The sequence below is a fragment of the Pseudarthrobacter enclensis genome (assembly GCF_030811655.1).
GTDB classification, from domain to species: Bacteria; Actinomycetota; Actinomycetes; order Actinomycetales; family Micrococcaceae; genus Arthrobacter; species Arthrobacter enclensis_A.
In genome coordinates this window covers 158,668-182,827 of record NZ_JAUSRE010000004.1, presented here as the reverse complement: position 1 = coordinate 182,827, position 24,160 = coordinate 158,668, and the positions used below count along the sequence as shown (strand labels likewise).

Sequence of the window (24,160 nt, the reverse complement as noted above, 5' to 3'; positions counted from 1 at the left end):
ATGTGGAGCACGTCGTCCACCACTCCGGGTAATAATCAGTAAACTTATCAAATGTTGTAGGAGGCGCAACGGCTGGCCTTGTTTCTGGGTATGGGAGGAGTAGAAAGAAGACCTGGACGGGGCCTGAAAGGGAGGAAGACCGATGTCCGAAGTCGAGGACTACACCGGCCGTACGGGACGGAATGAGACCCGTGAAGAGCAGCTGGACCGCAACTGGGCGGAACTGCTGCAGGAGCTGCGCGTGCTCCAGACCGGGGTGCAGATCCTGGCAGGCTTCCTGCTGACGCTGCCATTCCAGCAGCGGTTCGAAAAGCTCGACGACTGGGAAGTCGGCCTCTACCTGGCCAACGTAGTGATCGCCGCGTTAACCACCGCCTTCATCCTCCTCCCGGTCAGCGTGCACCGCCGGCTCTTCCGCAAGCGGCTCAAGGAAATGCTGGTTTCCAGCGCCGACACCATCACCAAAATTGCCCTTGGCGGCATCGCCCTGCTCAGCGCCGGAACCGCTGCCCTGGTGTTCGACGTCGCTGCCGGACGGTCCGCCGGGGTCGTGGCGGGAGGAGCGCTCCTGGGCGTCATGGTGGTCTTGCTGGTCTTTGTCCCGCTTCGACTGAACAGACTGGCCACCGGAAGGGTCCTTCCCACGGCCGGGGAGAAGGAGTGAGGATACGTAAACGGGCCAGGGAACACGGCCTGCTGCTGGCCAACGCAGGCCTGGTCCTCGCTTTTTTCGTTGGGATGGCCACGTAGGCGGTCCTGGTGGGTGCAGCGGTCCACCTTCGGGAAAAGGGGTCCCCTGAATCGAAGCCTGTCGCTGAACCCCACTGCGGAACCGGCGCCGAAGGCGCGCCGACGCAACACCACCATCGTGGGCTGGCGACCCCGCCTGCTAGGCGCCTTCGAGTACCTGGCTTGTGGCCCAGGCCAGGTACTTGCCGGCGTTTGCCACGGCGTCTTCCGGGCTTGAGGCGACGTCCAGCAGCTGCGCCGCGCCGACCACACCGTGTCCGGCGAGATCCTCAAGGGTCACCAGGATCCTGCCCGCCACCACGATGACAGGAATGCCCCGTTCACGGGCCGCGTCGGCGAGCGCGATCGGGGCCTTTCCGGTCAGCGACTGCGAATCCATGGACCCTTCGCCGGTGATGACCAGGTCTGCCTGGTCCAACTGGCCTGCCAGACCGGTCAAGCCGGCCACCAGCGCGAAGCCGCCTTCCAGCGTGGCATTGGTAAAGGCAAGGAACGACGCCGGGAAGCCGCCGGCGGCGCCCGCACCGGGGACGTTCACGTCCCGCCCCGTTGCTTCCCGCAGCACTGATGCCCAGTTGCGAAGCCCGGCGTCGAGCATTTCCACGGCGTCCTGGTCCGCCCCCTTTTGCTGGGCGAAAACGTGCGCGGCGCCGGTTGGCCCGTACAGGGGGTTGCGTACGTCCACGGCAATGCGGAAGGTGGCGGCGGACAGCCGCGGGTCCAGGCCCGTCGTGTCGAGGGCGACCACGTCGGCCAGGGAACCACCGCCCAGGGGCACCACGTTCCCGGCGGAGTCCAGGGGTTTCAGGCCCAGGGCCCGCAGGGCGCCGCTGCCGCCGTCGGTCATGGCCGATCCGCCCAGGCCCAGGACGATTTCGGTGGCGCCGGCGTCGAGGGCGGCGGCGATGAGCTGGCCGCAGCCGTAACTGTGTGCCCGCAATGAGTTGGCCGGGGTCGGCTCCATGTCGGCCAGACCGGACGCCTGGGCTGTTTCGATAACCGCCGTGACCTTGCCGCCGCCCGCCTTGTGGATGGCCCAGGCAGCGCCCACGGGGGCCAGGATGGGTCCCACCACGGCGTTCAGCCGCTCTTCGTAGCCGGCTGCGACGGCCGCTTCCAGGGTGCCCTCGCCGCCGTCGGCAATGGGGAACTGGGTGGCAACGGCGTCCGGGTACACCCGCAGCGCGCCTTCGGCGATGGCCGCGGCAGCTTCAGCTGCGGTGAGGGACCCCTTGAACTTGTCCGGGGCGATAAGAATGCGCATGCGCTCCATCATGCCAGCCGGACCAGGGAAAGGGCTTGCCGGATCCGCGATATGGACCTGCGGGCTGGCGTCCGGACCGGAGCCAGGTTCCGGCGACCCCCTACGCTTCGCGCCAGTCGTTGCTGGTGAGGTGCGACCCTGCCTGCGGGCCCATCTGCAGCATCCCGCCGTCCACCACCCAGGCCGCACCCGTCACATAACTGGACGCCGGCGAGGCGAGGAACGCTATGACGTCGGCGATCTCGCGCGCGTGCCCGGGCCGTCCGAGCGGCACCCCAGGCCGCTGCGTCGTCGTGGGGTCCTGGTCCTCCTGCCCCGTCATGGGGGTGGCGATCTCGCCCGGGGCCACGGTATTGGCCGTAATGCCGTACTGCCCCAGCTCCAGTGCCAGCGTCTTCATGAGGCCGCCCAGGCCGTGCTTGGACGCATCGTAGGCGGACGATCCCACGCGGGGCTGGAACTCGTGCACGCTGGAGACGGCCACCAGCCGGCCGCCCCGTCCGGCGTTGACCATGCGGCGTGCCGCTGCCTGCAGGCAGACGAAGGCGCCATTGAGGTTCGTGTCCAGGATCTTCATCCAGTCCTCGATGCCCATATCCAGGAATCTTGTGCTTGCACCGGTGCCGGCGTTGTTCACGAAGACATCGAGGCCCCCCAGTTCCCCGGCAAGCTCGTCGATTACGCCCGCGGCCTCCCGGAGTTCGGTGGTATCCAGGCGGCGGACCACCGCTTTGCGGCCCAGGCCGCGGATTTCCTCCGCCGTACCTTCCGCACCTTCCTTGTCTGAGTGCCAGGTGACGCCAACATCCATTCCGGCGCGGGCGAGTGCCACGGCGGTGGCCTTGCCGATTCCCGAGTCGGAGGCGGTGACAATGGCGGTGGTGGGGGCAAAGTCGCTGGTGTCCGGCATGGCGGGCCTTTCGATGGGTTAGGCGGGGCGGCGGAGGTCGTCCTGGTAAGGCTCGTTTTCGGTGTCGGGAGCGAAACGGCGGACTGCCGCCTCCCCGGAAGCTTCAGGGACGGCCATCAGGGGGACTGCGAAGGTCACCACGGGGCGGCCAGCGGGGTCGTCCGCAGACCTGATGGTGAGGCTCCTGGTGCCGGGCGGCACCGACGGGGTAAACACCTGCAGGTTGCGGGACCCAAGGGTGGCCGAGTCCTGCAGCCGGTATTCAGTCCCGAAGTGGTCCTGCAGGACAAGGCGGGGTTGGGGCGCGCCATCCGAGGGCAGGTGGATGTTGACCACCAGCCCGGAGGCCCACACCTCCACGGACAAAATGGTGAATTCGGTGGCGGAGGTGACGTGCCGCCCATAGGTGGGGGGCAGCAGCATCCGGCGGAGTGCGCCGGACGGAATGAGATTGCTCATGGTATTTCCTGAAGGTCATGCGCCTCGGCGGAGGGCTGCGGAGCCGAAGATAATTCCGGCGCCTGCAAAACGCTGGGGCGCGGGTGCGGCTTGGGCGTCTTCCGGGCTGGGGTCCTCCACCCGGAAGAAGTGGATTGGCGCCGTCGCTGCGTTGTTCCTGGTGAATGAAGTTGGGTTTTGCGGGAGTTGCCGTGTCAAACCATGTCCTTCCGTGATGTACGCGGCCCCCTCTCACCCATCAACTAGTAAGTCTACTTACCATGGAGCCTCCAGCCACGGCCCCCTGTCAAGGGGAACACGGGTGGTCTGCGGCGTGCCTGCGGGGAGATGGGCAAAGTGTGCGGCAATGGACGGAGCCGGGTGCACCGGGCGTCTTCCGGTTAGTGGCGGGGGCGGACCACGGCGTAGTAACCGGGCACCCGGTCCTGTCCCGGGACACCGGTCACGGGGTTGGTTTCGATGGCCACCTGGCCGTCCTCAAGGAGTTCCCAGTCCGACGCCGGGAACGCGCGTTCGCGTTCTGCCGGACCGAAGTGCCCTGGCATGGGGAGTCCGCGGATGGCCAGTTCCAACGGTGCCGGAATGCCGCGTGTGCTGGCGCCGAGGTGCGAGACATATTCCACAGGGTTGCCATGGAAGTTCGTTTCAGCCATGAAGACTGTGCCGCGGCGGCCCGCAAGCTGCAGCAGGTTTTCCACCAGCGCCACCTGGTGGGCCGGGTCAAGGACGTGCAGGACGCCCCGGATGAACACATTGGCTCCGTCGGCAGCGGCCTGGATGGATTCCGCCAGTGCCGCGCCCGCGCCCGCTGCCGTCATGTCCCGCGCTTCGTAGGTGGTGTTGCCGGTCCCCTGCGGCTCCGCGGCGGCCCTTGCAACCGCGTGGGGTGAGACATCCACGCCGATGACCCGGGGAAAGATCCCGGCGAGCGCCCGGGTGAAGCTGCCATGGCCGCAGCCTATGTCCACTACGGGAAGCGCGGGGTCAAGGTGGCGCAGCAGGGTGTCCTTGTAGCCAAGGAACTCGTGGTCGCTGCCCGAGTCCCACAGGACCTCACCGCCGGGCCCGGTAGTACTGATGCCAGCCCAGTACTTGTCCCACGCCTTGTGCCGGTCCTTCGGGGCGCGCCGCGACAGCCTGACGAGCTTGGGGATCATCAGGTATTTCTGCCAGGCGGAGGACGTTGACTTTGCTGCGGACACGGGTCAAATATATGTTCCCTCCCCGGCCGAAGCTGCACCTTGGGTTACGTTACGGCGCGCCACATCCCGGGTTGATGCCAAGGGAGATGCCCGGCGGGTCCAACGAAGTGGACCCGCCGGGCACGCGTCCCCCTAGAATGTACTCAACTGGGAGGGAAGGGAGCACTGTGACGGCTGCGCCGAGTGACGTCCGCCTGCCCCGTACCGCTGTTGTCGCCGATCCCGACGCCGGCCGGCTCGCCGCTAACGCACAGGCGCTGCGCAACGCCGGGTACACCGTCCTCGAAGCAACCGACGACCCTGGCCTCGCTGGCCTGCTGGCCGCCGTCGAGCCTTCCGTTATCGTCGCGGACGCCAGCTTGTCCTCCGTCCGGTCCAAGGCCCCGGTTCTGGTGATGGTGGACCTGGACAACCCGAAGGAGATCGCCGCCGCCAATCCACCCGGCGTCCATGACTGCATCACCAAGCCGCCGGCCCCCAAGGAGCTGGTGCACCGGGCATCCGCCCTCATCGACCAGGTCAGGCGGCGCAGCGCCTCGCGGCAGGAGGCGGAAGGGCTTCGCGAGCAGCTGCGTGAGGTCTCCGCCGCCGTCCGCGCCACCAACGATCCGCAGGAGATCGCCAACCACGTGGTCTCCGGGTTCGGCCGGACCTTCAAGGCAGACCACGTTGTCCTGGCCACTTTCGAGGACCACAGGGTCCCGGTGATCAGGGCGGCGTGGCACAGGCGCGGCCTGGCCGCGCTGCCGCCCGAGGCCCTTCCCGGCGAGGACACGGCCCGCGCCACGGCGGACGCGCTCTGGGCAGGGACGGAAACACTCTCCGCGGACGGGACCGAGACCGGGTCCCTGGCATACGACAAGCCTGTGTCAGCGATCGCCGGCGCCGCTTCCACGCTTGCGGTGCCCATCGGTGAGGGCAATTCCTCCCTGGGCATCATCTGGATCGCTGCGATGGACCGGACCCGGACGTGGTCAAGCGCCGAGCTGGGGCTGATCCAGCACGTGGCCGGCAACGCCGCCTACGGGCTCATCCAAAGCCACCTGATCAGCAGCCAGCAGCAGGTGGTCAAGCAGCTGCGGGAACTGGACAAGGCCAAGACCGACTTCCTGGCCACGGTCAACCACGAACTGCGCACACCGCTGACCTCGATCATGGCGTACCTGGACATGATCCAGGAGAGCACTGAGCATCCGGTGTCCAGGGAAGTCCACCAAATGCTGGACATCGTGGTCCGCAACACCGAGCGGCTCCGGACCCTCATCGAGGACATGCTCAGCGTCTCGCGGGGCGGCCTGGACACCCTGGAGATGCATCTTGCGCCGGTGCGCCTTGGCCGGACCCTTGACCTGGTGGCCGCGGCCCTCCGCCCCCTGGCCACGCTCCAGAACGTGACCATCGACGTGGAGCCGGTACCGGAGGATCCGGAAATCCTTGCCGACGAAGTGCAGCTGCAGCAGGTGTTCACCAACCTGGTGTCGAATGCCATCAAATTCACGCCCAGCGGGGGACGGATTGCGGTGGGCAGCGAATCCCATGCCACCCCGGACGGGTCCAAGTGGGCCACCGTGCGGATCTCCGATACCGGCATCGGCATCTCGAGCGATGAGATCAACCACGTCTTCACGAGGTTTTACCGGGCATCGAACGCCATGAACGGCGCCATCCCCGGCACCGGGCTGGGCCTCGCCATCTCCAAGGACATCGTGGACCGCCACGGCGGCCGGATCGACGTCGACTCCACCTTGGGCACAGGGACCACGGTCACCGTCAGCCTTCCCCTTGGCACCGACCGCGCCCTGGCCAACTAGGCGTCAAAGGAGGAGTGGCGGTGTTTGCCAACGACGACCCCCGGCTGTCCCAGCTGCTGGAAGGCATAGTCCGGCTTGCCTCCGGCGACCTCAACTCCCGCATTGAGGTTTCCCCTGCCCGGGATGAACTGGATGCGATCATCATGGGCACCAACCTGCTGGCCGAGGACTTGCAGGTCATCTACGAGGAACTCGAGCAGCGGGTCCAGGTGCGGACCCAACTCCTGCACGAGGCGCACCTCGAGATGCAGAAGATGGCCATGCAGGACCCGCTGACGGGGCTCGCCAACCGGTCCGCGTTGATCGAGGCCCTCCGCACTGCCCTCGGGTCCCGCTCCGGAGCGGACGGGGAACCGGGGCAGGACGGCCCGGCAATCCTGCTCATGGACCTGGATGCGTTCAAGTCCATCAACGACAGCCTGGGCCACACCGCCGGCGACCAGGTGCTGGTGACCGTAGGCGAAAGGCTGCGGACAGCGGTGCGGGTGTCCGACGTCGTGGCCCGCCTGGGCGGCGACGAATTCGCCATCGTCATGCCGTCAGCGTCGGCGGACCAGGCTGCCATCGTGGCGCACCGTATCCTTGCGTCCCTCAACGATCCCATCGAGCTGCCGGGCCGCAGCGTCCGCTGCGGCGCCAGCATCGGACTGAGCGTGGGAAGCGACGGCCAAAGCCCTGAGGACATGCTGATGGAGGCCGACGTCGCCATGTATGCCTCCAAGGCGGAAGGACAGAACAAGCTGCACCGGTTCGAGCCGGCGCTGCTGCTGATGCGGCGGCTCCGCAGCCAACTGGTCGATGACCTGCGGGCCGCCATCAGGAATGATGCGCTGAGCCTGCACTACCAGCCGGTGGTGGAGCTGGAGACCGGACGGATCGAAGGCGTCGAGGCCTTGGTCCGCTGGGACCACCCCACCCGCGGCTTCATCATGCCCGACGAGTTCATTCCCCTGGCCGAAGAGGCGGGACTGATCTCCGAACTCGGGCTGTGGGTGCTCAGGACGGCCGTGAAGCAGCTGCGGTCCTGGATCGACGCGTCGCTGGTGGACAGCAGCTTTTCCGTCCGCGTCAACATCTCCGCCACGGACCTGCAGAGCCTGCAGTTCATCGAGGACGTGCGGAACACCCTGCAGGAAAACGGCGTGCGGCCCCAGCAGGTTGTCCTGGAGCTGACGGAAGTGGCCATCGTCAAAGGCAACGAACTCGACCGCTATTCCCTGGGCGGCCTCCGCGGCCTGGGCGTGGGCATCGAGATTGACGACTTCGGCACCGGTTACTCCTCCATCAGCTACCTTCGCCGGCTGCCCGTTGACCGGGTCAAGGTGGACAGGTCGCTGATCACCGGCCTGGAAAGCGATCCCAGCCAGCCGGCCCTGGTGGCTGCGGTGCTGCAACTGGTGCGGGCATGCGGCCTGGAAGCCGTTTGGGAGGGCGTTGAAACGGCGGAACAGGCGGAAATCCTGCGGGACCTTGGCTGCCGCAGCGCGCAGGGCTACTACTTCAGCCGCCCCGTTCCGCCGGACCAGATCCCGGAACTGCTTGCTGACCAGCAGGAAAGCGCTGACCAGTAACGCAAAACTACTGCGCTTTTGGAGCCGCCGTTATACGATCAGCGTGCGGTGTCAGGGTTTTTCGCCGCCGCGGAATTCAGTTCTGGCAGCACCGTACTTTTATAAGGCGTTTGGAAATTTGAACATTATTGGGCCATGGGGTCATTACTTCGTCAACTGGGGGCGTCGCTAATGTCGGTTCGGGTACAGGCATGGGGAATTATCGCCGCTGTCCTGGCGGATACGGATCCTGCGGGAGCCGCCGTGCGGCAGCGGTTGAGCAACAGCCTCGACGAGAATCCGGGCGTGCCTGAACGCGCCCTGCTGGAATATCTCCTGGAGACCCGGCGCAGCGAGGCGAATACGGCGGATTCGTTGGAACCGGCACGCGACATCCGCCTTACGCCGCCCGCACTGCCGCCCCAATTCGCCGAACAGGTGGACGCGATCCGCAGTATGTCGCGGATCAGTGCCCTGCTCGAAAACCAGATGCTGATGACAGCATTCCAACCCATTTACGGGCTGGAGGGAAAAACGGTGGTCGGCGTGGAAGCCCTCTCACGCTTCGTCAGCGACGACGGCGCCACCGCTGAACTTTGGTTTGCCGAGGCCGCGGCCGTGGGCCTCGGGGCAAACCTTGAATTTTCTGCCCTCGGATCCGCGGCAGCTGCTGCCCGCGGCCTGCCGGAAAACCTATATGTCTCACTCAACATTTCCCCTACGTCCTGCACGGATCCGCGGCTTCCGGAACTGTTCGAGCACATTGACCTGTCCGTTGACCGGGTGGTCCTGGAATTGACCGAGGACATTCCGGAAGAGGAGTACCTGCAGTTTATTTCCGCCATCAATCCGCTGCGGGAGCAGGGGCTGCGGATCGCTGTTGACGATACCCACACCGGGGCCGGTGCACTCAGCCGCATGCTCCACCTGCGCCCGGACTTCCTCAAGGTGGGGCGCAACGTCATCGGCGACGTAGACAAGGACGGACTCCAGCGTGACCTGGCCGCCTGCCTGGTGGACTTCACCGACCAGATCGGCATCACCCTGGTGGCCGAGGGCATTGAGACGGTGGGCGAGCTGAAGACCCTGACTGAGCTGGGCATCAGCGCCGGCCAGGGCTTCCTGCTGGGCAGGCCCTCAGTGCGCCCGGAGGACTGGGCGGCCTGGAACACGCGCCTTGACCTTGATGGCCTGGAGCGTCAGTTGGCGGGCCCGGGCAGGTCACGGACCGGCCGGGGCAAGAAGACTTCCTAGGAATCAGCGCACGGCAGGGCGGGAACGGCGTGCGGCAAGCGCGCGGCCCCCGCCCTGGCCTGTAAGGGCTATTCGGAGTGTCCCTGGTCCCTGCTCATCTGGTCCTCGGCCGGCGGGGTCTCGCCGGGAGGCACTCCCCCGCCCGGCTCCAGACCGGTGACATTGCCTTCCGCGGGGTCGGGGTTGGGTGAGCCGCCCGCCTCGCGGCTTCGCTGTTCGGCCAGGTGCGGCTGCGCCGCGCCCACATTGTCCTTCCCGGGACGGTCCGGGTTGGCGGGGTCGTTTTCGGGATGGTAAGTGCCCATGTTGCTCTTCCTTCCTCTCCGGCTGTGGTTGGATTCCCCAGCACTGGACTAATTGTAAGCATGCTGATAATTCTGGAGGAGTAGGGCCGGGACGCCGCTGGGGCGCGCCGGCATGCGATGTCGGAAGGAGCAGTCACATGGGAATCGGCGACAGCATCGGCAAGGCAGCGGAAAACGCCATGGAGGACCTGGCCGGGACGTCCAAGCCGACCGAGAAGATGGACGTGCCTGATCCGGCGGACCCCAATGACGACGTGGAGGTCCACTCGTCGCTCAGCGAAGGTTCGAACGCGATGGAGGCGGAGAAGCAGAAGGCCCCGGGCCTCAAGGCCGGCGCCGCCCCCGCGCCGTTGTCCACCAGCCCGCTGGGCGGGGACGTCGACGAGACCGACAATGACAGCGCGCACAACGACAGGACGGACGACGGCGGACTGGCCGGCGACGCGTCGGCGCCCACCGGCCGCGGGAGAACAGCGGCTGGACCGGCAGGACTTCCCGACAGCAATCCTGACGAGTTGCGGGCAGACCCCACCGAAGGAGACGCGGATCCGTCCACCAGCACGGGCCGGGGTTAGCCCTCCGGCCCGTGGGGCCACTGGCCCCGGGCAAGCAGCACGTCGCGGAGCAGGTCCGCCCGGTCCGTGACGATGCCGTCCACGCCCAGCTCCAGGAGCCGGTGCATCTCGTCCTCCTCGTTGATGGTCCACACGTGCACCACCAGGCCCAGGTCGTGGGCCCGGCGGAGGAAGCCCCGGGTAACAACGGGGAGCCGCCCATAGCGGACGGGAACCTGCAGCGCATGAACATCCCGCAGCACCCGCCGCATCAGGCGGCGGAACACCGGGCGGGGAAGCGCCGGGCCCAGCAGGGTGAAGAGCGCGTTTGAACCCACTCCCGCAGAGGAGGCAACAGGGCGGCTGAGCAGCTTCAGCACCGCCCGTCGCCGCCGGTCCGAGAAACTGGTCACCAGAACACGGTGGTGCACCTGGTGCCGCTCAATGGCGGCCGCCGTGCTGCGCACCGACCCCCAGTCCTTGACGTCAAGGTTCAGCCGGGCCTCTGGCAGCCCCGTGACCAGTTCGTCAAACGTGGGAATGGGCTCCTGGCCGCCGATCCGGGCCTTGGCCACCTCCGTGTGCGGCAGCTCCGCCACCCGGCCGCTGCCGTCCGTCACCCGGTCCAGGCTCTCGTCGTGGAAAAGCAGCAGCACGCCGTCGGCCGTGGTGTGCACGTCCGTTTCGAGGTAACGGAATCCCAGGTCCACGCCGGCCCGGAACGCGGCCATCGAGTTTTCGAGCCCCTCGGCAGAGAACCCGCGGTGGGCCATGGCGATGGGAAGCTGCCGCCCGGCGTCGTCGGGGTGCTGGAAAAAGGGCAGGGTCACACTGCGAGCGTACTCCGCCGCGCGGGCCCGGACCCCGCCGTCAGTCCCGGCATGCGGTCTCGCGGCAGGCCACGATGTCGACGCCGTCGCTGCAGTGCAGCATGGTCCGGCCGCGGCCGCCGTCGAGGTGGACCCACACAGCGGTGTGGTCCGGCGTAACGGTGTCCACCACGCCACCTGCTTCAAACCCGGGCGAAAACAGGACCCGGACGCGGTCACCCTGCCGCAGCTGCTTCCAGTGCGGGGCGGGCGTTGCCGTGCCCAGCGGCGCATTGGCCGCGTGTTGCCATGCATTCCTTGCCATTATTACCCCCTTCGAGCCGGCGGGAGGCTGCCGGCCCTGCACGCTTCACGCTACGGCGGGAAGGTAAACGCCAGGTGAGCGCAGGCTGTGAAGTTGGCAACGGGCACCAGGCGCGGGGTCAGGAGAACTGGACGCCCAGGGAAGCGAGCCTGGCCTCCAGAACCTGGGCCACGCCGTCGTCGTCAAAATGCGGCGCCCGCTGACCCGCCGCCCTGATGGCCTCCGGGTGTCCGCTGGCCATCGCGTAGCCGTGGCCCGCCCAGCGGAGCATTTCGATATCGTTGGGCATGTCCCCGAAGGCCACCACGTCGGCGGCATCGATGCCCAGCCCGGACGCATATTCGGCGAGCGTGACTGCCTTGTTCACCCCGGGCAGCGACAGTTCCAGCATGGCGACGCCGGGCGAGGAGTGGGTGGCAGCGGCCAGGTGCCCGACGGCGGGAGCCACCTCGGCGAGGAAGTCGTCCGGCGTTCCCTCCCGGACAATGGCGAGGAACTTCACCACGGAGTCGTTGTCCGTGAGCGTGTCCGCCAGCGGCGCCGGGGTGAATTCGGCAAGAAGCTCGCTGGACTCGTTTTCGATGAAGCCCGGTTCCAGGTGGAAGCCGGTCAGCGTTTCGGCGGCGAACAGCGTGGCCGGCCGGAGCGCCTTGATGATGCGGCGGGCTTCCATGACGGTGTCGGTGGGCAGGGTGCGGGCAGAGACCAGGCGGTTGGCCTCGAGGTCCCAGACCACAGCTCCGTTGGAGCAAATCACCCGCCCCGTGTGGCCCAGCTGCTCTTCCAGCGGGTGCAGCCATCGCGGCGGCCGTCCCGTGACGAAAACAAGTTCGACGCCGGCATCCCGGCAGGCGTGGAAGGCGCGGATGGTGCGGGGGCTGATCTTTCCGTCGTGCCCAAGGATTGTTCCGTCGATATCGCTTGCAACCAGCCGCATCCTGCAAGTCTACGGGGGCGCGGGCGCCCCCATGGTGGCAGTTCGCGGAAGACTGCCCGTTGTCAGTCTCCGGGGCTACACTGAACTATCGAACGTATTTTCGAATAAGGGTGTGTTGTGGGCGTTATTATCGGTCCCCGCGTGATAGAGGCGGGTGCCTCCTTGTTTTCGGTGCTCATCTCGGCCGTGCCGGTGGCGGCAGGCTTTCCGTCCCCGGCCCAGGACTACTTCGACGGCCGGATCGACCTGAACGCACACTTGATCAAGGACATCACCAGCACCTTCGTGGTGCGGGTGACTGGCGACTCCATGGAGGGCGCCGGCATCAGCGACGGCGACGAACTGATCGTGAACCGGGCGCTCGAACCCAGGGACGGATCCGTGGTGATCGCGGTACTGGACGGTGAACTAACCGTCAAACGCCTCCGCATCACCGGCAGCGGTGTGGTGCTGCAGGCAGAGAATCCCAAGTATCCGGACATCCACGTGCCCGCGCTGTCCGAGCTGACCGTCTGGGGCGTGGCCACCAGGTGCCTGCACCATGTCTGAGGTACGGGGTCCTCGGGAGCAGCGGCATGGCTAGGCCGGCCCCGATGCGGCAGATGCCGCAGATTGCGCACGTGGACGTCAACTGTTTCTACGCCTCCGCGGAGCGGGCGTTCGACCCCTCACTGGAGGGGCGTCCGCTGGTGGTGCTGTCCAACAATGACGGCTGCGCCGTGACGCGCTCCCCGGAGGCGAAGGCACTGGGCATTGCCACCGGCGAGCCCTGGTTCAAGCTTGCGCCGCGCGCCGAAGAATGGGGGCTGGTGGCAAAATCCAGCAACTACGAGCTTTACGGGGACATCAGCGCCCGTGTCATGGAACTGCTGGGCAGGTATTCGGCCTGGCTGGAGGTGTACAGCATTGATGAGGCGTTCCTGGGCGTCAAAGGAGACACCGGGCAGTTGCTGGCCCTGGGCGGCAGGATCAAAGAATCCGTGCGCCGGCATGTGGGGGTGCCTGTTTGCGTGGGCATCGCCCCCACCAAGACCCTTGCCAAACTCTGCAACCAGTGGGCCAAGAACAATCCCGCTTTTGGCGGCGTCTGCGTGTGGGAATCGGTCCCGGCCGAGGTGCGGGAGGGGTTGATGGGCCGGCTGCCCGTCGATGAGGTCTGGGGCATCGCCGGCCGGCTCAGCAAGCGTCTGAACGTGTTGGGGATCTTCACCGTCCTGGACCTGGTCCACGCGGATCCTGTCATGATCAGGGACAGGTTCTCCGTGGTGCTGATGCGAACCGTCCTGGAACTGCGCGGCACACCCTGCATCCCCATGGAGGAGGAGCGGATCGGGCGCGACCAACTGATCTTTTCCCGCTCCTTCGCCACTCCCGTGACCACCTCTGCCGGCCTGCGCGAGGTGTTAAGCATCTACGCACAGCAGGCGAGCGCCCGGCTGGCCAAACACGGGCTGCAGGCGAAAGTGCTGACGGCCTTCGCGGCCACGTCGCCCTTCCGGAATCATGAACAGGCCTACCCGTCGGTGTGTGTTCCGCTGCCCATGCCCACGGCGGATCCACTGCTGCTCACCAAGGCGGCGCACGCGCTGCTGCCCAAAATGCGGGATGGACTCAAGTACGCCAAGGCGGGCCTCATGCTCACCGACCTGCGGCCTTCAGGAAACCAGCCGCCCCTGGCGCCGTTCGAAAACCGGCACGAGGCACGCGGCATCGGCCCCCTGCTCGACGACGCGAGCAGGCGGTTTGGCCGCGGCTCCATCGGCCTGGGGCACGCCGGTATCAGGTCCGGCCTGGACTGGACCATGAAACGTGGGATGCGCTCGCCCCGCTACACCACGCACTGGGACGAACTCCCCCTGGTCAAGGCGGCCTGAAAACAGCAGGTCCCGCCGCCGGCGCACTGCCAGCGGCGGGACCTCGTTACTGCCTGAACCGTCGCGTCTTGACGCTTCCTGCCTAAACGCGTCGCCGGGCTGTGACGAAGTGGAAGATCAGGACGATTACTGCGACGACCAAAAGAATGTGAATGAGGCCGCCGCCGATGTTTGCCAGCAGTCCGAGAAGCCAGAGAACAGCGATGATAATGGCGATCCAAAGCAACATGAGAGTCTCCTTGACTAGTTTTTCAAAATCCCCATGTCGGGCACGTACCCACCAAAGCGGCAGATAAATCACCCCAAGCGAATCAGGAAGAGTACCTGACCACGTGCGCCACTGATTCCGGCGCCGTAGCAGCCCCGATTCAAGACGCCCCGCGACGAATTTTGACGCCCTCCTACGCCACGTTGAGCCTTCGCGTCGCCCCGTGAACCCCTGCGACACCGGCGATTGTGGGGCCGCTGGACGCTCCGTAACCTCAACTCAGCATCCGCCCCAGCAAAGGATTCCCCATGGCAAACCCGCAGGACAAGACTTCCCAGAACCAGCAAAGCTCCACCCGCATCGTCGCCGGCGGGTCCGGCAAGCCCAAGCGCTCGGCCGGCCTGAAAATTGGCATTGCGGCAGCCGTCCTCGCCCTCATTGGCGGGGGCGCCGCCGTCGCCTCCGCCGTGAACAGCGGGACACCTGCAGCAGGCCAGGACGCCGCCCAGCCCGGTACTCCTGCCGCCGAGCTGAAGCTCGGCTACTTCGGCAACGTCACGCATGCTCCGGCCCTGGTGGGCGTCAGCAAGGGCTTCATCGCCGGCGAGCTCGGCAGCACCAAGCTCAGCACCCAGGTCTTCAATGCCGGTCCGGCCGCCATCGAAGCGCTGAATGCCGGGGCCATCGATGCCACCTACATCGGCCCCAACCCGGCCATCAACTCGTTCGTGAAGAGCCAGGGCCAATCCATCGACATCATCGCCGGCGCTGCGGCGGGCGGCGCGCAGTTGGTGGTCAAACCGGAGATCACCTCGGCCGCGGACTTAAAGGGCAAGACCCTTGCCTCGCCGCAGCTGGGCGGCACCCAGGACGTTGCCCTCCGCGCGTGGCTATCCTCGCAGGGGTACAAGACGAACGTGGACGGCAGCGGCGACGTTGCCGTCAACCCCACCGAGAACGCGCAGACCCTGAAGCTGTTTCAGGATGGAAAGCTCGACGGCGCGTGGCTGCCCGAGCCCTGGGCGTCCCGCCTGGTGTTGAACGCCGGCGCGAAGGTGCTGGTGGATGAGAAGGACCTGTGGGACGGCTCGCTGTCCGGCAAACCGGGCGAGTTCCCCACCACCGTCCTGATCGTGAACCAGAAGTTCGCCGCCGACCACCCGGACACCGTCAAGGCATTGCTGAAGGGGCACGTGAAGGCGGTCGAGTGGCTGGACAAGGCATCAGGCTCCGAGAAGGCCACCGTGATCAACACAGCCCTCAAGGAGGCCGCCGGCGCGGAGCTGAAACCGGACGTCATTGACCGCTCCCTGAAGAACATCGTGTTCACCGTGGACCCGCTCGCCGGAACCTACAAGAAACTCCTGGCCGACGGCGTGACCGCCGGCACCACCAAGCAGGCCGATATCAAGGGCATTTTCGACCTGCGGGCCCTCAACAGCGTCTCGAACGGGAAGACATCCGCCGCCGGGCTCGGCAAGGAATAGCCCCTACACCCGTCGATTGCTCCCCCCAGGCTCCCAACCTTCGCAAGCTCAGGCCGGGGCCCTCGCCGGCGGGGCCCCGTAGTTGTCCTTTTGGGTCCGCAAAACGGCAGGTACGGAGCAATCGATGAAGGCTTAGGCCTCCTTCGCAGCCTCATGCAGCTCGGTCCGGGTTGGGGGGTTGGCGCCGGGCCGGGACACGGTCACGGCGGCAGCCCGGGCGGCGTGCTCCAGCAGTTCGGCCAGCCCTTCAACCGGCAGTTCCCGCAGGTCCTGCCGGTTCTGGGCACCGTCCAGCTCCCGGTCCACCAGGCCGGACAGCAACGCCGCCATGAACGAATCGCCCGCCCCCACGGTGTCTGCGACGTCAACTTTGGGCGCAGGCACGGAAGCTTCGCCGGCCCGGCACACACCCCAAGGGCCCTCTGCGCCACGGGTGACCACCACCATTGCCGGCCCCTCCTCCCCACCGAGCGCGAGCCACTTGCGTGCCGAATCCAGCACGTCCTGCCCGGGATACAGCCAGGCGAGGTCCTCGTCGGATGCCTTAACCACATCGGAGAGCACCACGAATTTCTCCGCCTGCTGCCGGGCATAATCCACGTCCGTGATGATGCTGGGCCGGCAGTTGGGATCAAAGCTGATGGTGGCGGAGGGGTGGGCATGTTCGACGGCGGCCAGCACCTCGGCCGCGCCGGGCTCCAGCATCGTGGCAATGGACCCGGTGTGGAGCAGCGTGGTGCCCTGCAGCATGAAGCCAAGGCGGTCCGCCAGGCCCGGGAGCTCCCAGGCGAGGTCGAACGTATAGGTGGCCGCGCCGTCGTCGTCAATCAATGCCGTGGCCACGCTGGTGGGCAACTCATCCGGGGGCAGCGGCAGCATAACTGAACTGGAGCGCAGGTGGGCGGCTACGGAGTCACCGTAGGCGTCCCGGCCGTAGCGCCCAACGAACTGCACCGGGTGGTCCAGCCGGGCCAGCCCCACCGCAACGTTGAGCGGACTGCCGCCCACGTGGGCCTGGATTCCAGAAGCACGCTGGACAACGTCAACAAGGCCTTCGCCGATCACTGTGAGCATGGTCATACTCTGCCAGAAAGAGGGCAGCGTCAGCAGTTCGTGTCAGCCGAGCAGGCGCCGCGCCCGCTCCCGGCACGTCAGATAGGCCTCGGCGCCCACATCGATCAGGGAGAAGTGGTCGCCCCGCACCATGACCAGCTCCGCCGGCATGGGTCCGGAACGGCTCGCGTCCACGTACGTGGTGGACATGCTCAGCGGCACGTCCACATCCTCCCTCGCGTGGACGGCGAGGACGGGTACGTCCAGTGGGAGCGCGGCCATGGGATCAGCCATGCGGTGGCGCCCGGCAAATTCCGACGACGGGCCGCCCAGCAGGTTGCTCACGGCGCCGTCACTGAGGTTCAGCCGTTCAGCTTCGGCCAGGTTCAGCACACCGGACTGGCTCACCACGCCGGTGAGGCGGACACCGTCGCCACGGCTTTGCAGCAGGCCACCCTCCGCCGGCCCCAGCCCGGCCAGCCGGTCCCGGCCAGCGGCCCACACCGCCAGGTGGCCGCCGGCCGAATGGCCCAGTGCCACTACTTTGCCTAGATCCAGTGCGTGCGGTTCTGCGAGCCCGGCGAGCCGGTCGATCCCGGCCAGAACATCCTGGAACGTCCCGGGCCAACCCCCGCCGTTGCCCGCGCGCCGGTACTCAAGGTTCCACGCCGCCATGCCGTGTTCCGCCAAGTCCCTGGCCAGCGGTTCACCCAGTTCGGCTCCGTACCTGGAGCGCCAGTAACCGCCGTGAATCACCACCACCACGCCCTTGTGTTTCCCGCCGGCAGGCAGCTCCGGCAGGAACAGTTCGCCCCACTGGCTGGGGTCCGGACCGTACTGATACCTATGCCGCTGCACCATGTGCAGAGACTACAGGGGCGGCGGGGGTTAGGCTGGCCCACTTCTGGACGGTCTACGACTGCGGGAGCCCCGGGTTTTCGGGGTCCCGCCGTGATAACTGTGCCAGTCTGCGCGGGGCGTGACATGACCGTGCGTTTAGGCCCCCTCGCTGGTGGGCACGGTTTCCCCATGGATAAGGCTGAAGTAACCACCCAGGGGTCAACGGTCGAGGAATGGACGCGGGCACTGGCAGAGTCCACAGGTTCACCGGGCGGCGGAGCGGGGACGGGGGTCATGCTGGCCGTGGCGGCGTCCCTCACGTCCATGGTGGCCGGCTACAGCGGGGACGACGGCGGCGAGCCGGCAAAGATCCGCGCGCGGGCGCAGCAGTTGCGCCGGGAGGCCCTGCACCTGGCTGATGAGGACGCCTCCGCCTCCAAGGCGTTTGGTGCAGCTTTCCGGCTGGAGCCCGGCGACGGGCGCGACGAGGCCATCCGGCGTGCATCGCTGGAGGCCGCCGCCTCATCAGCGGTCCTGGGCGACCGGGCCATCGGGGCCATTGACGACCTCGCCTGGCTGGCCACCAACGGCAACCGCGCGCTGGTGGCCGACATTGTCGTAGCGTTCGGCGCCCTCCGCGCTGCCGTGGCGGGCGCACGCACCAACGTCAGCTTCGACCTGGGATCGCTCCGGTCCGCCGGCGCCACCCTGGACCAGGTCCGGACACAACAGCCGGAGCTCTGGGCCGCCGTCGAAAAACTGGGCGGCGCCATGGACCGCATCGACGAACTGACCGCCGCCATCGATGACCGCGCCGCCCCGACGGAGGCCGGCTGATAAAGACCCGAAGGTAGAGCCCGGTGCCGTCACGGCGCCGGGCTCTTTCATGCCCGCGGCCACTTCTCCCCCACCAAGGGTTGACACCCACGGACTTATGTCTAATGCTTAAACGAAAGTTTGTGCAGTGGCGCACATCCGATGGGAGCAGTCAATGAACGACCCGAAATCACGGCCCCGCCACGGGGCTGTTTCCCGAAGAAACCTCCTCCTGGCGGGGCTGGGAACCGCCATGTCAGCCCCTTTCCTCGCATCCTGTGCGGGGTTTGATACCAGCGGCGCATCAGCAGGTCAGGGCACCGTCGGGTTCCTTTCCACGCAGTTCACCCCAGTGGAGGAAAAACAACGCTACGAAGCGGTCCTCAGGAAGTTCGCGAAAGTCCCCACCGCCTACAACTCGGTGGACCCCGGCGTTTTCGCCTCCACGGTGACCTCGCAGGCGGGCGCCGGCAACGTGAAGACCTCCCTCCTGGGTGGACTTCACGGCGAACTGGCCCCGCTGGCCGGCTCCCTCGAAGACGTCGATGGCCTCCTCAGGGATCTGTCCGGGCGCGGATTCACCAAGGAAATGCTCGACCTGACCAAGGTGGGCGGTTCCACCTCCCGCTACGTCCCCTGGATGCAGGCAACCTACGTGGTGGCCGTAAACAAAAAGGCCCTGGAGTGGCTCCCCGCGGGCGTGGACGTCAACGACCTGACATATGAGGGCTACCTCGCGTGGGCCAAGTCCGCCAAACAGGGAGCGGGCCGCCCCGTCTTCGGAATGCCGGCCGGCCCGAAGGGCCTGCACCACCGCTTCTACCAGGGTTTCCTCCTGCCCAGCTTCACCGGCGGGCAAATCACCACGTTCCGAAGCCAGGATGCGGTGGGCGCCTGGGACTACATGCAGGAACTGTGGTCCGTGATGGCCCCGGCGTCCACCAACTATGACTACATGCAGGAGCCACTGGCCCGGGGCGAGGTGCTGGTGGCCTGGGACCATGTGGCCCGCCTGGTCAATGCCCCCGCCGACAAACCGGACGACTGGCTCATGGTCCCCGCACCGCGCGGGCCCAAGGGACGCGGGTACATGCTGATCATCGCCGGGATGGCGCTGCCCAAAAACGGCAAGGACCGTGACCTCGCAGAGAAGGCCATTCGCGCCCTGACCGAACCGGCCGCGCAGATCGAAACCCTGCGCAGCAACGCCTTCTTCCCCGTGGTCCAAACCGAGCTTCCCTCAGACTTGACGGGGGCCATCGCGCTCGAAGCCGCCGCAGTGCGCCGCCAGCAACGCTCCGCCGGGGCCCTCCTGGCTCTCCCGCCGGTAGGGCTGGGCGCCAAAGAAGGCGAAGTGTCCCAAATTTTCAAGAACTGCTTCCAGCAGATCTGCCTGGAAACCCGGCCCGTCCAGCAGGTCCTGGATACGCAGGCCACCCAGCTCAACACCATCCTGAAGGGCCTGAACATTCCCTGCTGGGCCCCCGATCCGATCTCCACCACGTGCGAGGTAGCGTAATGGCTGTAGAGGCACCCCCCACCCCCGCCGCAACAGCGGCACCACCGCGGCGGCGGAAAATACCTCCCGCCGTCCTGTTGATAGCGCCCTCGGTAATCTTCATGGCACTGCTCCTGGGATGGCCCGTCGTCCAGGGAGTACTGCAGGCCTTCAGGGACGACCAGGGTTTCACCCTCGAATTCGTCACCCGCATGGTCCAGGACCCCTACTTCTGGCCAGCGGTCCGCAACACCCTGTTGCTGATCGTGGTGATGATTCCGCTGCAGTTCGCCCTTGCCATCGCCATGGCCCTGATGCTGCGCAGCAACCCGCGGCTGCACAAGGTCCACTTCTTCGTCTGGGCCATCCCCCTGGCGCTGAGCGACCTGGCGGCCGGCCTGGTATGGCTCGCGATCTTCAACGACCGCGGCTACCTCAACTCTGTCCTGTCCTGGTTCGGCCTGCAGGGCACCTCCTGGCTGGCCTACGACAACCAGACCAGCATGTTCATCTGCGTCCTCATCGCCGAGCTCTGGCGCGCCACGTCCCTGGTGCTGATCATCGTGGTGGCAGGACTGCAGGGCATCCCCAAAGACTATGACGAGGCTGCCCAGGTATTCGGCGCCGCCTTCTGGCAGCGCCTCCGGCACGTGACGCTGCCGCTGCTCAAGCCCAGCCTCCAGGTGGCGCTGATCCTCCGGACCATCCTTGCCTTCCAGACCTTCGCGGTGGCCCAGGCACTGACTGGCCAGAACTTTCCCCTTGTGGTGGGTGAAACCTACCGCTGGTACACCGGGCTGCAGAACCCCAACGTCGCTGCGGCACTGGCACTCGTCATCCTCGTCGTGTCCATGCTGACGTCGATCTTCTACCTGCGGGCTCTCCGCGACCAGAACCAGGGAGGGCTCCGATGAGCACCACTGTGGACACCACGCCCATTGGGCGTCGGAAGCGGAACCGGATCCTGCTGCAGGCGGCGTGCATCGCCGTCTCGCTCTTCATGCTGATCCCCATCTACCTGATCTCGCTTGCGGCGCTATCCAGCCGTGAATCGCTCAACGAGTTCCCGTTGTCGCTCCTCCCCACCCATTTCTCGGTCGAAACGCTCAACGCCTTCCTCGGCTCCACCGGCATCTTCGGAGCACTCGGCAACTCGCTGATTGTTGGCGCCGGGACCCTCCTGCTGTCAGCGCTGATCGGCGTTCCCGCGGGGTACGCACTGGCCCGGTTCACCTTCCCCGGCAAGGACCCGTACCAGCTGTTCCTGCTCTTCACCCGGGCCCTCCCCATCGTGGTGCTGTCCGTTCCCCTGGCCAGGCTCTTCCTGACGGTGGACATCTATGACACGACGTACGCCGTCATCCTGCTCCACACCGCGCTGGCGCTGCCCACCACCATCCTGATCTCTGCCAGCGTCTTCCTCAGCGTCCCCATCGACGTCGAGGAAGCTGCCCGGCTGTTCGGCTGCTCACCGCTCGGGGCGTTCGGCAGGGTGGTGCTCCCCATGGCCCTTCCCGGCCTCGCCGCGGCGTCGATCTTCACCTTCGTCATGTCCTGGAACGAAGTGCTGGGCGCATCCATCCTCACCCTCGACCACCGCACCCTTCCCGCGCAGGTCCTCAGCTCGCTGTCAGACTCACCGCTCGCGTACAGGTTCGCCGGGGGCTTTGCCCTGGTCATCCCGTCCATCATCTTCATTGCCCTGATGCGCCGCTACCTCACCAACATGTGGGGCTCAACCATCCGCTAGGCCCTCCAGGCCCACCACCCACTCTTTCGAAGGAGCCCATCGTGGCTGACATCCAGATCTCCAACCTCGTCAAAACCTATCCCGGCGGATCAGAACGCGCCACGGATGACGTGTCCCTGTCCATCCGTGACGGTGAGTTCACCGTCCTCCTCGGACCTTCCGGTTGCGGAAAGACCACACTGCTGAGGATGATCGCCGGGCTCGAACTGCCCGACTCAGGTTCGATCTCCATCGGCGGCCGCGACGTCACCTACCTGCCGCCCAACAAGCGCAACCTGTCCATGGTGTTCCAGTCCTACGCCGTCTTCCCCCACCGGAAGGTCCGCTACAACATCGGATTCGGGCTGAAGATGGCCAAGGTGCCGGCGGATGAAATTGAACGCAAGGTGCAGTGGGCGGCCGATCTTCTCCAGCTGGGCCCGTACCTGGACCGGCTCCCGGCCAACCTCTCCGGCGGCCAGCGGCAGAGGGTTGCCGTGGCCAGGGCCATCGTCATGGACGCCGATGTACTGCTCATGGACGAGCCGCTGTCCAACCTCGACGCCCTGCTCCGCCTGACCTTCCGCTCGGAACTGAAGAAAATCGTCCAGGACCTTGGGACCACCACGGTCTACGTCACGCACGACCAAAGCGAGGCGCTTTCCCTGGGAGACCAGGTGGCCGTGATGCGCAAGGGCCGGATCGCGCAGCTGGGTGACCCGCTGGACGTCTATGACGCCCCCGCGGACCGGTTCGTGGGCGGCTTCATCGGTTCCCCGCCGATGAACTTCCTGGACGCCGCAGTCAGCCACGACGGCGGCACGCTGGTCCTGGGTGAACAGCAGCTCATGGCCCCTTCCATCCTGCGTTCCTTCGCAGGCAAGGACGTCCTCCTTGGGGTCCGTGCCGAAAACGTGGCAGTCAACAGCACCCGCTCGTCCGGCGATGTGGCCGCCACTGTCCTGGTGGTGGAACCGATGGGCTCCACCACCCTGCTCACCGTTGAGGTGGACGGACACCCCCTCAAGGTGCAGGCGCCGCCCACCTTCAAAACGGCACCCCACCGGACTGTCTGGCTGGGCTTCGCACCGAACACCATGCGCGTCTACGACCGCGAAACGTCAATGGCACTGGAGGCCTCATGAACCCGACCCGCTCCCTGTCCATGGAAGAACTGCGCTCAGCCGCTGTTGAAGTCCTCAAGGTCAACGACCTGGGCACCATGACCAGCGCCGCCCCGAACCTGTACCCCCACATGTGGAGCTGGGACGCGGCCTTCGTTGCCATCGGGCTTGCCCGCACCAGCGTCCCCCGGGCCGTCACGGAACTGCGCAGCCTCCTCAAAGCGCAGTGGTCCACGGGCATGATTCCGCACATCGTGTTCAGCGACAACGACACCGGATACTTCCCGGGCTTCGACCGGTGGGGCACGGAAAGTGCGGCGGCGCTGCCCGAAGGTATCCGCAGCAGCGGCATCTGCCAGCCTCCCGTCCACGCCATCGCACTGCGCCACATCGTTGACCGCGGGCGGGAAAACGGCGGCGAAGACCAGGAGGTGGCCGAGTCGTTCCTGGCGGAGTCCTTTGACGGGTGGCTGGCATGGCACCGGTGGCTGGCGGCAGTCCGCGACCCCGACAGCGTGGGGCTTGTTGAAATCCACCACGGCTGGGAATCGGGTTTCGACAACTCACCCCGGTGGGACGGCCCCTACTCACGGATCGTTCCGGGACCCGTGCCGGCATTCACCCGCAGGGATGTCCTGCACGTGGCAGACGCCAGTGAACGGCCCGACGACGACGAGTACACCAAGTACCTGTGGCTGGTTCAGCAGATGGCCGAGGTCGGGTTCGATGACGCCGCCGTGCAGGACGCCGTCGATTTCCGCGTCCGCGACGTCTTCTTCTCCGCAATCCTGGCTGCGTCCAGCGACGTCCTTGCAGGCCTTGGCGATGAGCTCGGCCGGGAACACGAGGCCGGCGAGCTCCGGGCCATGGCGGCCCGGTTCCGCGCAGGTGTCGCCTCGACGGTGGACCCGGAGACCGGGCTGGCGCGGGACTACGACGTGCTGGCCCGGGAATGGATTGGCACTGAGACGGTTTCCGGTTTCGCGCCCCTCGTGGCAGGCGGCGACCCCGCCCTTCTGGCAGCCCAGCGGGAACTCCTGCGCGGACCGCGGTGGATGGGCTTCCCGGGCCTGCGCTTCCCGCTGCCACCTTCCACATCCCCTGCCAGCGATGCCTTCCGGCCCCGGACCTACTGGCGCGGCCCCGTGTGGCCCTTCCTCAACCTGCTCCTTGGCTGGGCCTGCGCCCGCGATGGTGAGGCAGCGCTCTTCGAGATACTGAGGTCGGCCTCCCTTGAACAGCTTTCGGACCTGCAGTTCGGCGAGTACTACGAGCCGTTCACCGGCGAACCCCTCGGAAGCCTCGCCCAGGCATGGACCGCGGCCGCGGCCCTGGAATGGGTGGGGTCGTATCAGGGGAACAACAAGGGGAAGTAGGCTGGGGAACCGGGAAAGGGGGCCG

At 66.7% G+C, this 24,160-nt stretch carries 26 protein-coding genes; 14 read left to right on the top strand and 12 right to left on the bottom strand.

Going from position 1 to position 24,160, the window contains the following annotated elements; all coding sequences use genetic code 11:
• Nucleotides 1-142 precede the first annotated feature (142 nt).
• Entirely contained in the window at nt 143-664 is a 522-nt protein-coding gene (locus J2X98_RS05665; protein WP_307305300.1) for a DUF6328 family protein, read from the top strand.
• A 225-nt stretch (nt 665-889) separates the two neighbouring features.
• On the opposite strand, the gene J2X98_RS05660 is transcribed toward J2X98_RS05665, so the two are convergent.
• The 5 genes from J2X98_RS05660 to J2X98_RS05640 form a co-directional block, all read right to left on the bottom strand.
• Complete coding sequence (locus tag J2X98_RS05660) at nt 890-2,014, bottom strand: glycerate kinase (RefSeq protein ID WP_141944567.1); 1,125 nt, start codon at nt 2,012-2,014, stop codon at nt 890-892.
• Between the two features lie 100 nt (nt 2,015-2,114).
• Nucleotides 2,115-2,924, bottom strand: a complete 810-nt coding sequence (locus J2X98_RS05655; RefSeq protein ID WP_307305297.1) for an SDR family oxidoreductase — start codon at nt 2,922-2,924, stop codon at nt 2,115-2,117.
• A gap of 18 nt (nt 2,925-2,942) precedes the next feature.
• Nucleotides 2,943-3,383, bottom strand: a complete 441-nt coding sequence (locus J2X98_RS05650; RefSeq protein WP_307305295.1) for a hypothetical protein — start codon at nt 3,381-3,383, stop codon at nt 2,943-2,945.
• 15 nt (nt 3,384-3,398) lie between these two features.
• Entirely contained in the window at nt 3,399-3,581 is a 183-nt protein-coding gene (locus J2X98_RS05645) for a hypothetical protein (RefSeq protein ID WP_307305292.1), read from the bottom strand.
• 182 nt (nt 3,582-3,763) lie between these two features.
• The gene (locus J2X98_RS05640; RefSeq protein WP_307305478.1) at nt 3,764-4,540 is read right to left on the bottom strand and encodes a class I SAM-dependent methyltransferase; all 777 of its coding nucleotides are present in this window, start codon (nt 4,538-4,540) and stop codon (nt 3,764-3,766) included.
• Between the two features lie 212 nt (nt 4,541-4,752).
• Here J2X98_RS05640 and J2X98_RS05635 point away from each other — a divergent pair, with 212 nt between their 5' ends.
• The 3 genes from J2X98_RS05635 to J2X98_RS05625 all read left to right on the top strand — a co-directional run bounded on the left by J2X98_RS05635 (nt 4,753) and on the right by J2X98_RS05625 (nt 9,200).
• A complete protein-coding gene (locus J2X98_RS05635) occupies nt 4,753-6,396 on the top strand; it encodes an ATP-binding protein (protein ID WP_307305289.1) in 1,644 nt (547 codons plus the stop codon).
• 20 nt (nt 6,397-6,416) lie between these two features.
• Nucleotides 6,417-7,967, top strand: coding sequence for a putative bifunctional diguanylate cyclase/phosphodiesterase (locus J2X98_RS05630; RefSeq protein ID WP_141944575.1), 1,551 nt, complete (start codon nt 6,417-6,419; stop codon nt 7,965-7,967).
• Between the two features lie 171 nt (nt 7,968-8,138).
• Nucleotides 8,139-9,200 carry an EAL domain-containing protein gene (locus J2X98_RS05625; RefSeq protein WP_307305285.1) on the top strand — a complete coding sequence of 354 codons (1,062 nt, stop codon included), beginning with the start codon at nt 8,139-8,141 and terminating at the stop codon, nt 9,198-9,200.
• Between the two features lie 68 nt (nt 9,201-9,268).
• Here J2X98_RS05625 and J2X98_RS05620 read toward each other — a convergent pair whose 3' ends face one another.
• A complete protein-coding gene (locus J2X98_RS05620) occupies nt 9,269-9,505 on the bottom strand; it encodes a DUF6480 family protein (RefSeq protein ID WP_141944578.1) in 237 nt (78 codons plus the stop codon).
• A gap of 137 nt (nt 9,506-9,642) precedes the next feature.
• On the opposite strand from J2X98_RS05620, the gene J2X98_RS05615 reads away from it, so the two are divergent.
• Entirely contained in the window at nt 9,643-10,080 is a 438-nt protein-coding gene (locus J2X98_RS05615) for a hypothetical protein (RefSeq protein WP_307305281.1), read from the top strand.
• On the opposite strand, the gene J2X98_RS05610 is transcribed toward J2X98_RS05615, so the two are convergent.
• From J2X98_RS05610 to J2X98_RS05600, 3 genes are all read right to left on the bottom strand, one after another.
• Nucleotides 10,077-10,889, bottom strand: coding sequence for a glycerophosphodiester phosphodiesterase (locus tag J2X98_RS05610; protein WP_307305278.1), 813 nt, complete (start codon nt 10,887-10,889; stop codon nt 10,077-10,079). The genes J2X98_RS05615 and J2X98_RS05610 overlap by 4 nt on opposite strands.
• Nucleotides 10,890-10,929: 40 nt before the next feature.
• Entirely contained in the window at nt 10,930-11,193 is a 264-nt protein-coding gene (locus J2X98_RS05605; RefSeq protein WP_141944586.1) for a hypothetical protein, read from the bottom strand.
• A 118-nt stretch (nt 11,194-11,311) separates the two neighbouring features.
• Nucleotides 11,312-12,130, bottom strand: a complete 819-nt coding sequence (locus J2X98_RS05600; RefSeq protein ID WP_307305275.1) for an HAD family hydrolase — start codon at nt 12,128-12,130, stop codon at nt 11,312-11,314.
• A 117-nt stretch (nt 12,131-12,247) separates the two neighbouring features.
• Between J2X98_RS05600 and J2X98_RS05595 the strand changes: the two genes are divergently transcribed.
• Entirely contained in the window at nt 12,248-12,679 is a 432-nt protein-coding gene (locus tag J2X98_RS05595; RefSeq protein ID WP_307305273.1) for a LexA family protein, read from the top strand.
• Between the two features lie 26 nt (nt 12,680-12,705).
• The gene (locus J2X98_RS05590) at nt 12,706-14,004 is read left to right on the top strand and encodes a Y-family DNA polymerase (protein ID WP_444964466.1); all 1,299 of its coding nucleotides are present in this window, start codon (nt 12,706-12,708) and stop codon (nt 14,002-14,004) included.
• A gap of 82 nt (nt 14,005-14,086) precedes the next feature.
• Here the strand turns inward: J2X98_RS05590 and J2X98_RS05585 are convergent, their stop codons facing one another.
• A complete protein-coding gene (locus J2X98_RS05585) occupies nt 14,087-14,233 on the bottom strand; it encodes a lmo0937 family membrane protein (RefSeq protein ID WP_307305270.1) in 147 nt (48 codons plus the stop codon).
• A gap of 287 nt (nt 14,234-14,520) precedes the next feature.
• Here J2X98_RS05585 and J2X98_RS05580 point away from each other — a divergent pair, with 287 nt between their 5' ends.
• Complete coding sequence (locus J2X98_RS05580) at nt 14,521-15,699, top strand: ABC transporter substrate-binding protein (protein WP_307305268.1); 1,179 nt, start codon at nt 14,521-14,523, stop codon at nt 15,697-15,699.
• A gap of 132 nt (nt 15,700-15,831) precedes the next feature.
• Here J2X98_RS05580 and J2X98_RS05575 read toward each other — a convergent pair whose 3' ends face one another.
• Nucleotides 15,832-16,800: a carbohydrate kinase family protein gene (locus J2X98_RS05575; protein ID WP_307305472.1), complete on the bottom strand. Its 969-nt coding sequence runs from the start codon at nt 16,798-16,800 to the stop codon at nt 15,832-15,834.
• A 15-nt stretch (nt 16,801-16,815) separates the two neighbouring features.
• Nucleotides 16,816-17,613, bottom strand: a complete 798-nt coding sequence (locus tag J2X98_RS05570) for an alpha/beta hydrolase family protein (protein WP_307305265.1) — start codon at nt 17,611-17,613, stop codon at nt 16,816-16,818.
• Between the two features lie 168 nt (nt 17,614-17,781).
• On the opposite strand from J2X98_RS05570, the gene J2X98_RS05565 reads away from it, so the two are divergent.
• From J2X98_RS05565 to ggh, 6 genes are all read left to right on the top strand, one after another.
• The gene (locus tag J2X98_RS05565) at nt 17,782-18,429 is read left to right on the top strand and encodes a cyclodeaminase/cyclohydrolase family protein (RefSeq protein WP_307305264.1); all 648 of its coding nucleotides are present in this window, start codon (nt 17,782-17,784) and stop codon (nt 18,427-18,429) included.
• Between the two features lie 232 nt (nt 18,430-18,661).
• Nucleotides 18,662-19,927 carry an ABC transporter substrate-binding protein gene (locus tag J2X98_RS05560; protein ID WP_307305261.1) on the top strand — a complete coding sequence of 422 codons (1,266 nt, stop codon included), beginning with the start codon at nt 18,662-18,664 and terminating at the stop codon, nt 19,925-19,927.
• A complete protein-coding gene (locus tag J2X98_RS05555) occupies nt 19,927-20,820 on the top strand; it encodes a carbohydrate ABC transporter permease (RefSeq protein WP_307305258.1) in 894 nt (297 codons plus the stop codon). The genes J2X98_RS05560 and J2X98_RS05555 overlap by 1 nt, the downstream gene beginning before the upstream one ends.
• Nucleotides 20,817-21,656 (top strand): carbohydrate ABC transporter permease, encoded by an 840-nt coding sequence (locus J2X98_RS05550; protein ID WP_141944637.1) that lies wholly within the window; start codon nt 20,817-20,819, stop codon nt 21,654-21,656. The genes J2X98_RS05555 and J2X98_RS05550 overlap by 4 nt, the downstream gene beginning before the upstream one ends.
• Nucleotides 21,657-21,697: 41 nt before the next feature.
• The gene (locus tag J2X98_RS05545) at nt 21,698-22,780 is read left to right on the top strand and encodes an ABC transporter ATP-binding protein (RefSeq protein WP_307305254.1); all 1,083 of its coding nucleotides are present in this window, start codon (nt 21,698-21,700) and stop codon (nt 22,778-22,780) included.
• Nucleotides 22,777-24,135, top strand: coding sequence for a glucosylglycerate hydrolase (gene ggh, locus J2X98_RS05540; RefSeq protein WP_307305252.1), 1,359 nt, complete (start codon nt 22,777-22,779; stop codon nt 24,133-24,135). The genes J2X98_RS05545 and ggh overlap by 4 nt, the downstream gene beginning before the upstream one ends.
• Nucleotides 24,136-24,160 lie beyond the last annotated feature (25 nt).

Bases quoted from the DNA above. Each gene is read 5' to 3' on its own strand.
- J2X98_RS05665 (WP_307305300.1), top strand. From the start codon at position 143: ATGTCCGAAGTCGAGGACTACACCGGCCGTACGGGACGGAATGAGACC.
- J2X98_RS05660 (WP_141944567.1), bottom strand. From the start codon at position 2,014: ATGCGCATTCTTATCGCCCCGGACAAGTTCAAGGGGTCCCTCACCGCA.
- J2X98_RS05655 (WP_307305297.1), bottom strand. From the start codon at position 2,924: ATGCCGGACACCAGCGACTTTGCCCCCACCACCGCCATTGTCACCGCC.
- J2X98_RS05650 (WP_307305295.1), bottom strand. From the start codon at position 3,383: ATGAGCAATCTCATTCCGTCCGGCGCACTCCGCCGGATGCTGCTGCCC.
- J2X98_RS05640 (WP_307305478.1), bottom strand. From the start codon at position 4,540: ATGATCCCCAAGCTCGTCAGGCTGTCGCGGCGCGCCCCGAAGGACCGG.
- J2X98_RS05625 (WP_307305285.1), top strand. From the start codon at position 8,139: ATGTCGGTTCGGGTACAGGCATGGGGAATTATCGCCGCTGTCCTGGCG.
- J2X98_RS05620 (WP_141944578.1), bottom strand. From the start codon at position 9,505: ATGGGCACTTACCATCCCGAAAACGACCCCGCCAACCCGGACCGTCCC.
- J2X98_RS05615 (WP_307305281.1), top strand. From the start codon at position 9,643: ATGGGAATCGGCGACAGCATCGGCAAGGCAGCGGAAAACGCCATGGAG.
- J2X98_RS05605 (WP_141944586.1), bottom strand. From the start codon at position 11,193: ATGGCAAGGAATGCATGGCAACACGCGGCCAATGCGCCGCTGGGCACG.
- J2X98_RS05600 (WP_307305275.1), bottom strand. From the start codon at position 12,130: ATGCGGCTGGTTGCAAGCGATATCGACGGAACAATCCTTGGGCACGAC.
- J2X98_RS05590 (WP_444964466.1), top strand. From the start codon at position 12,706: ATGGCTAGGCCGGCCCCGATGCGGCAGATGCCGCAGATTGCGCACGTG.
- J2X98_RS05585 (WP_307305270.1), bottom strand. From the start codon at position 14,233: ATGTTGCTTTGGATCGCCATTATCATCGCTGTTCTCTGGCTTCTCGGA.
- J2X98_RS05580 (WP_307305268.1), top strand. From the start codon at position 14,521: ATGGCAAACCCGCAGGACAAGACTTCCCAGAACCAGCAAAGCTCCACC.
- J2X98_RS05570 (WP_307305265.1), bottom strand. From the start codon at position 17,613: ATGGTGCAGCGGCATAGGTATCAGTACGGTCCGGACCCCAGCCAGTGG.
- J2X98_RS05565 (WP_307305264.1), top strand. From the start codon at position 17,782: ATGGATAAGGCTGAAGTAACCACCCAGGGGTCAACGGTCGAGGAATGG.
- J2X98_RS05560 (WP_307305261.1), top strand. From the start codon at position 18,662: ATGTCAGCCCCTTTCCTCGCATCCTGTGCGGGGTTTGATACCAGCGGC.
- J2X98_RS05555 (WP_307305258.1), top strand. From the start codon at position 19,927: ATGGCTGTAGAGGCACCCCCCACCCCCGCCGCAACAGCGGCACCACCG.
- J2X98_RS05550 (WP_141944637.1), top strand. From the start codon at position 20,817: ATGAGCACCACTGTGGACACCACGCCCATTGGGCGTCGGAAGCGGAAC.
- ggh (WP_307305252.1), top strand. From the start codon at position 22,777: ATGAACCCGACCCGCTCCCTGTCCATGGAAGAACTGCGCTCAGCCGCT.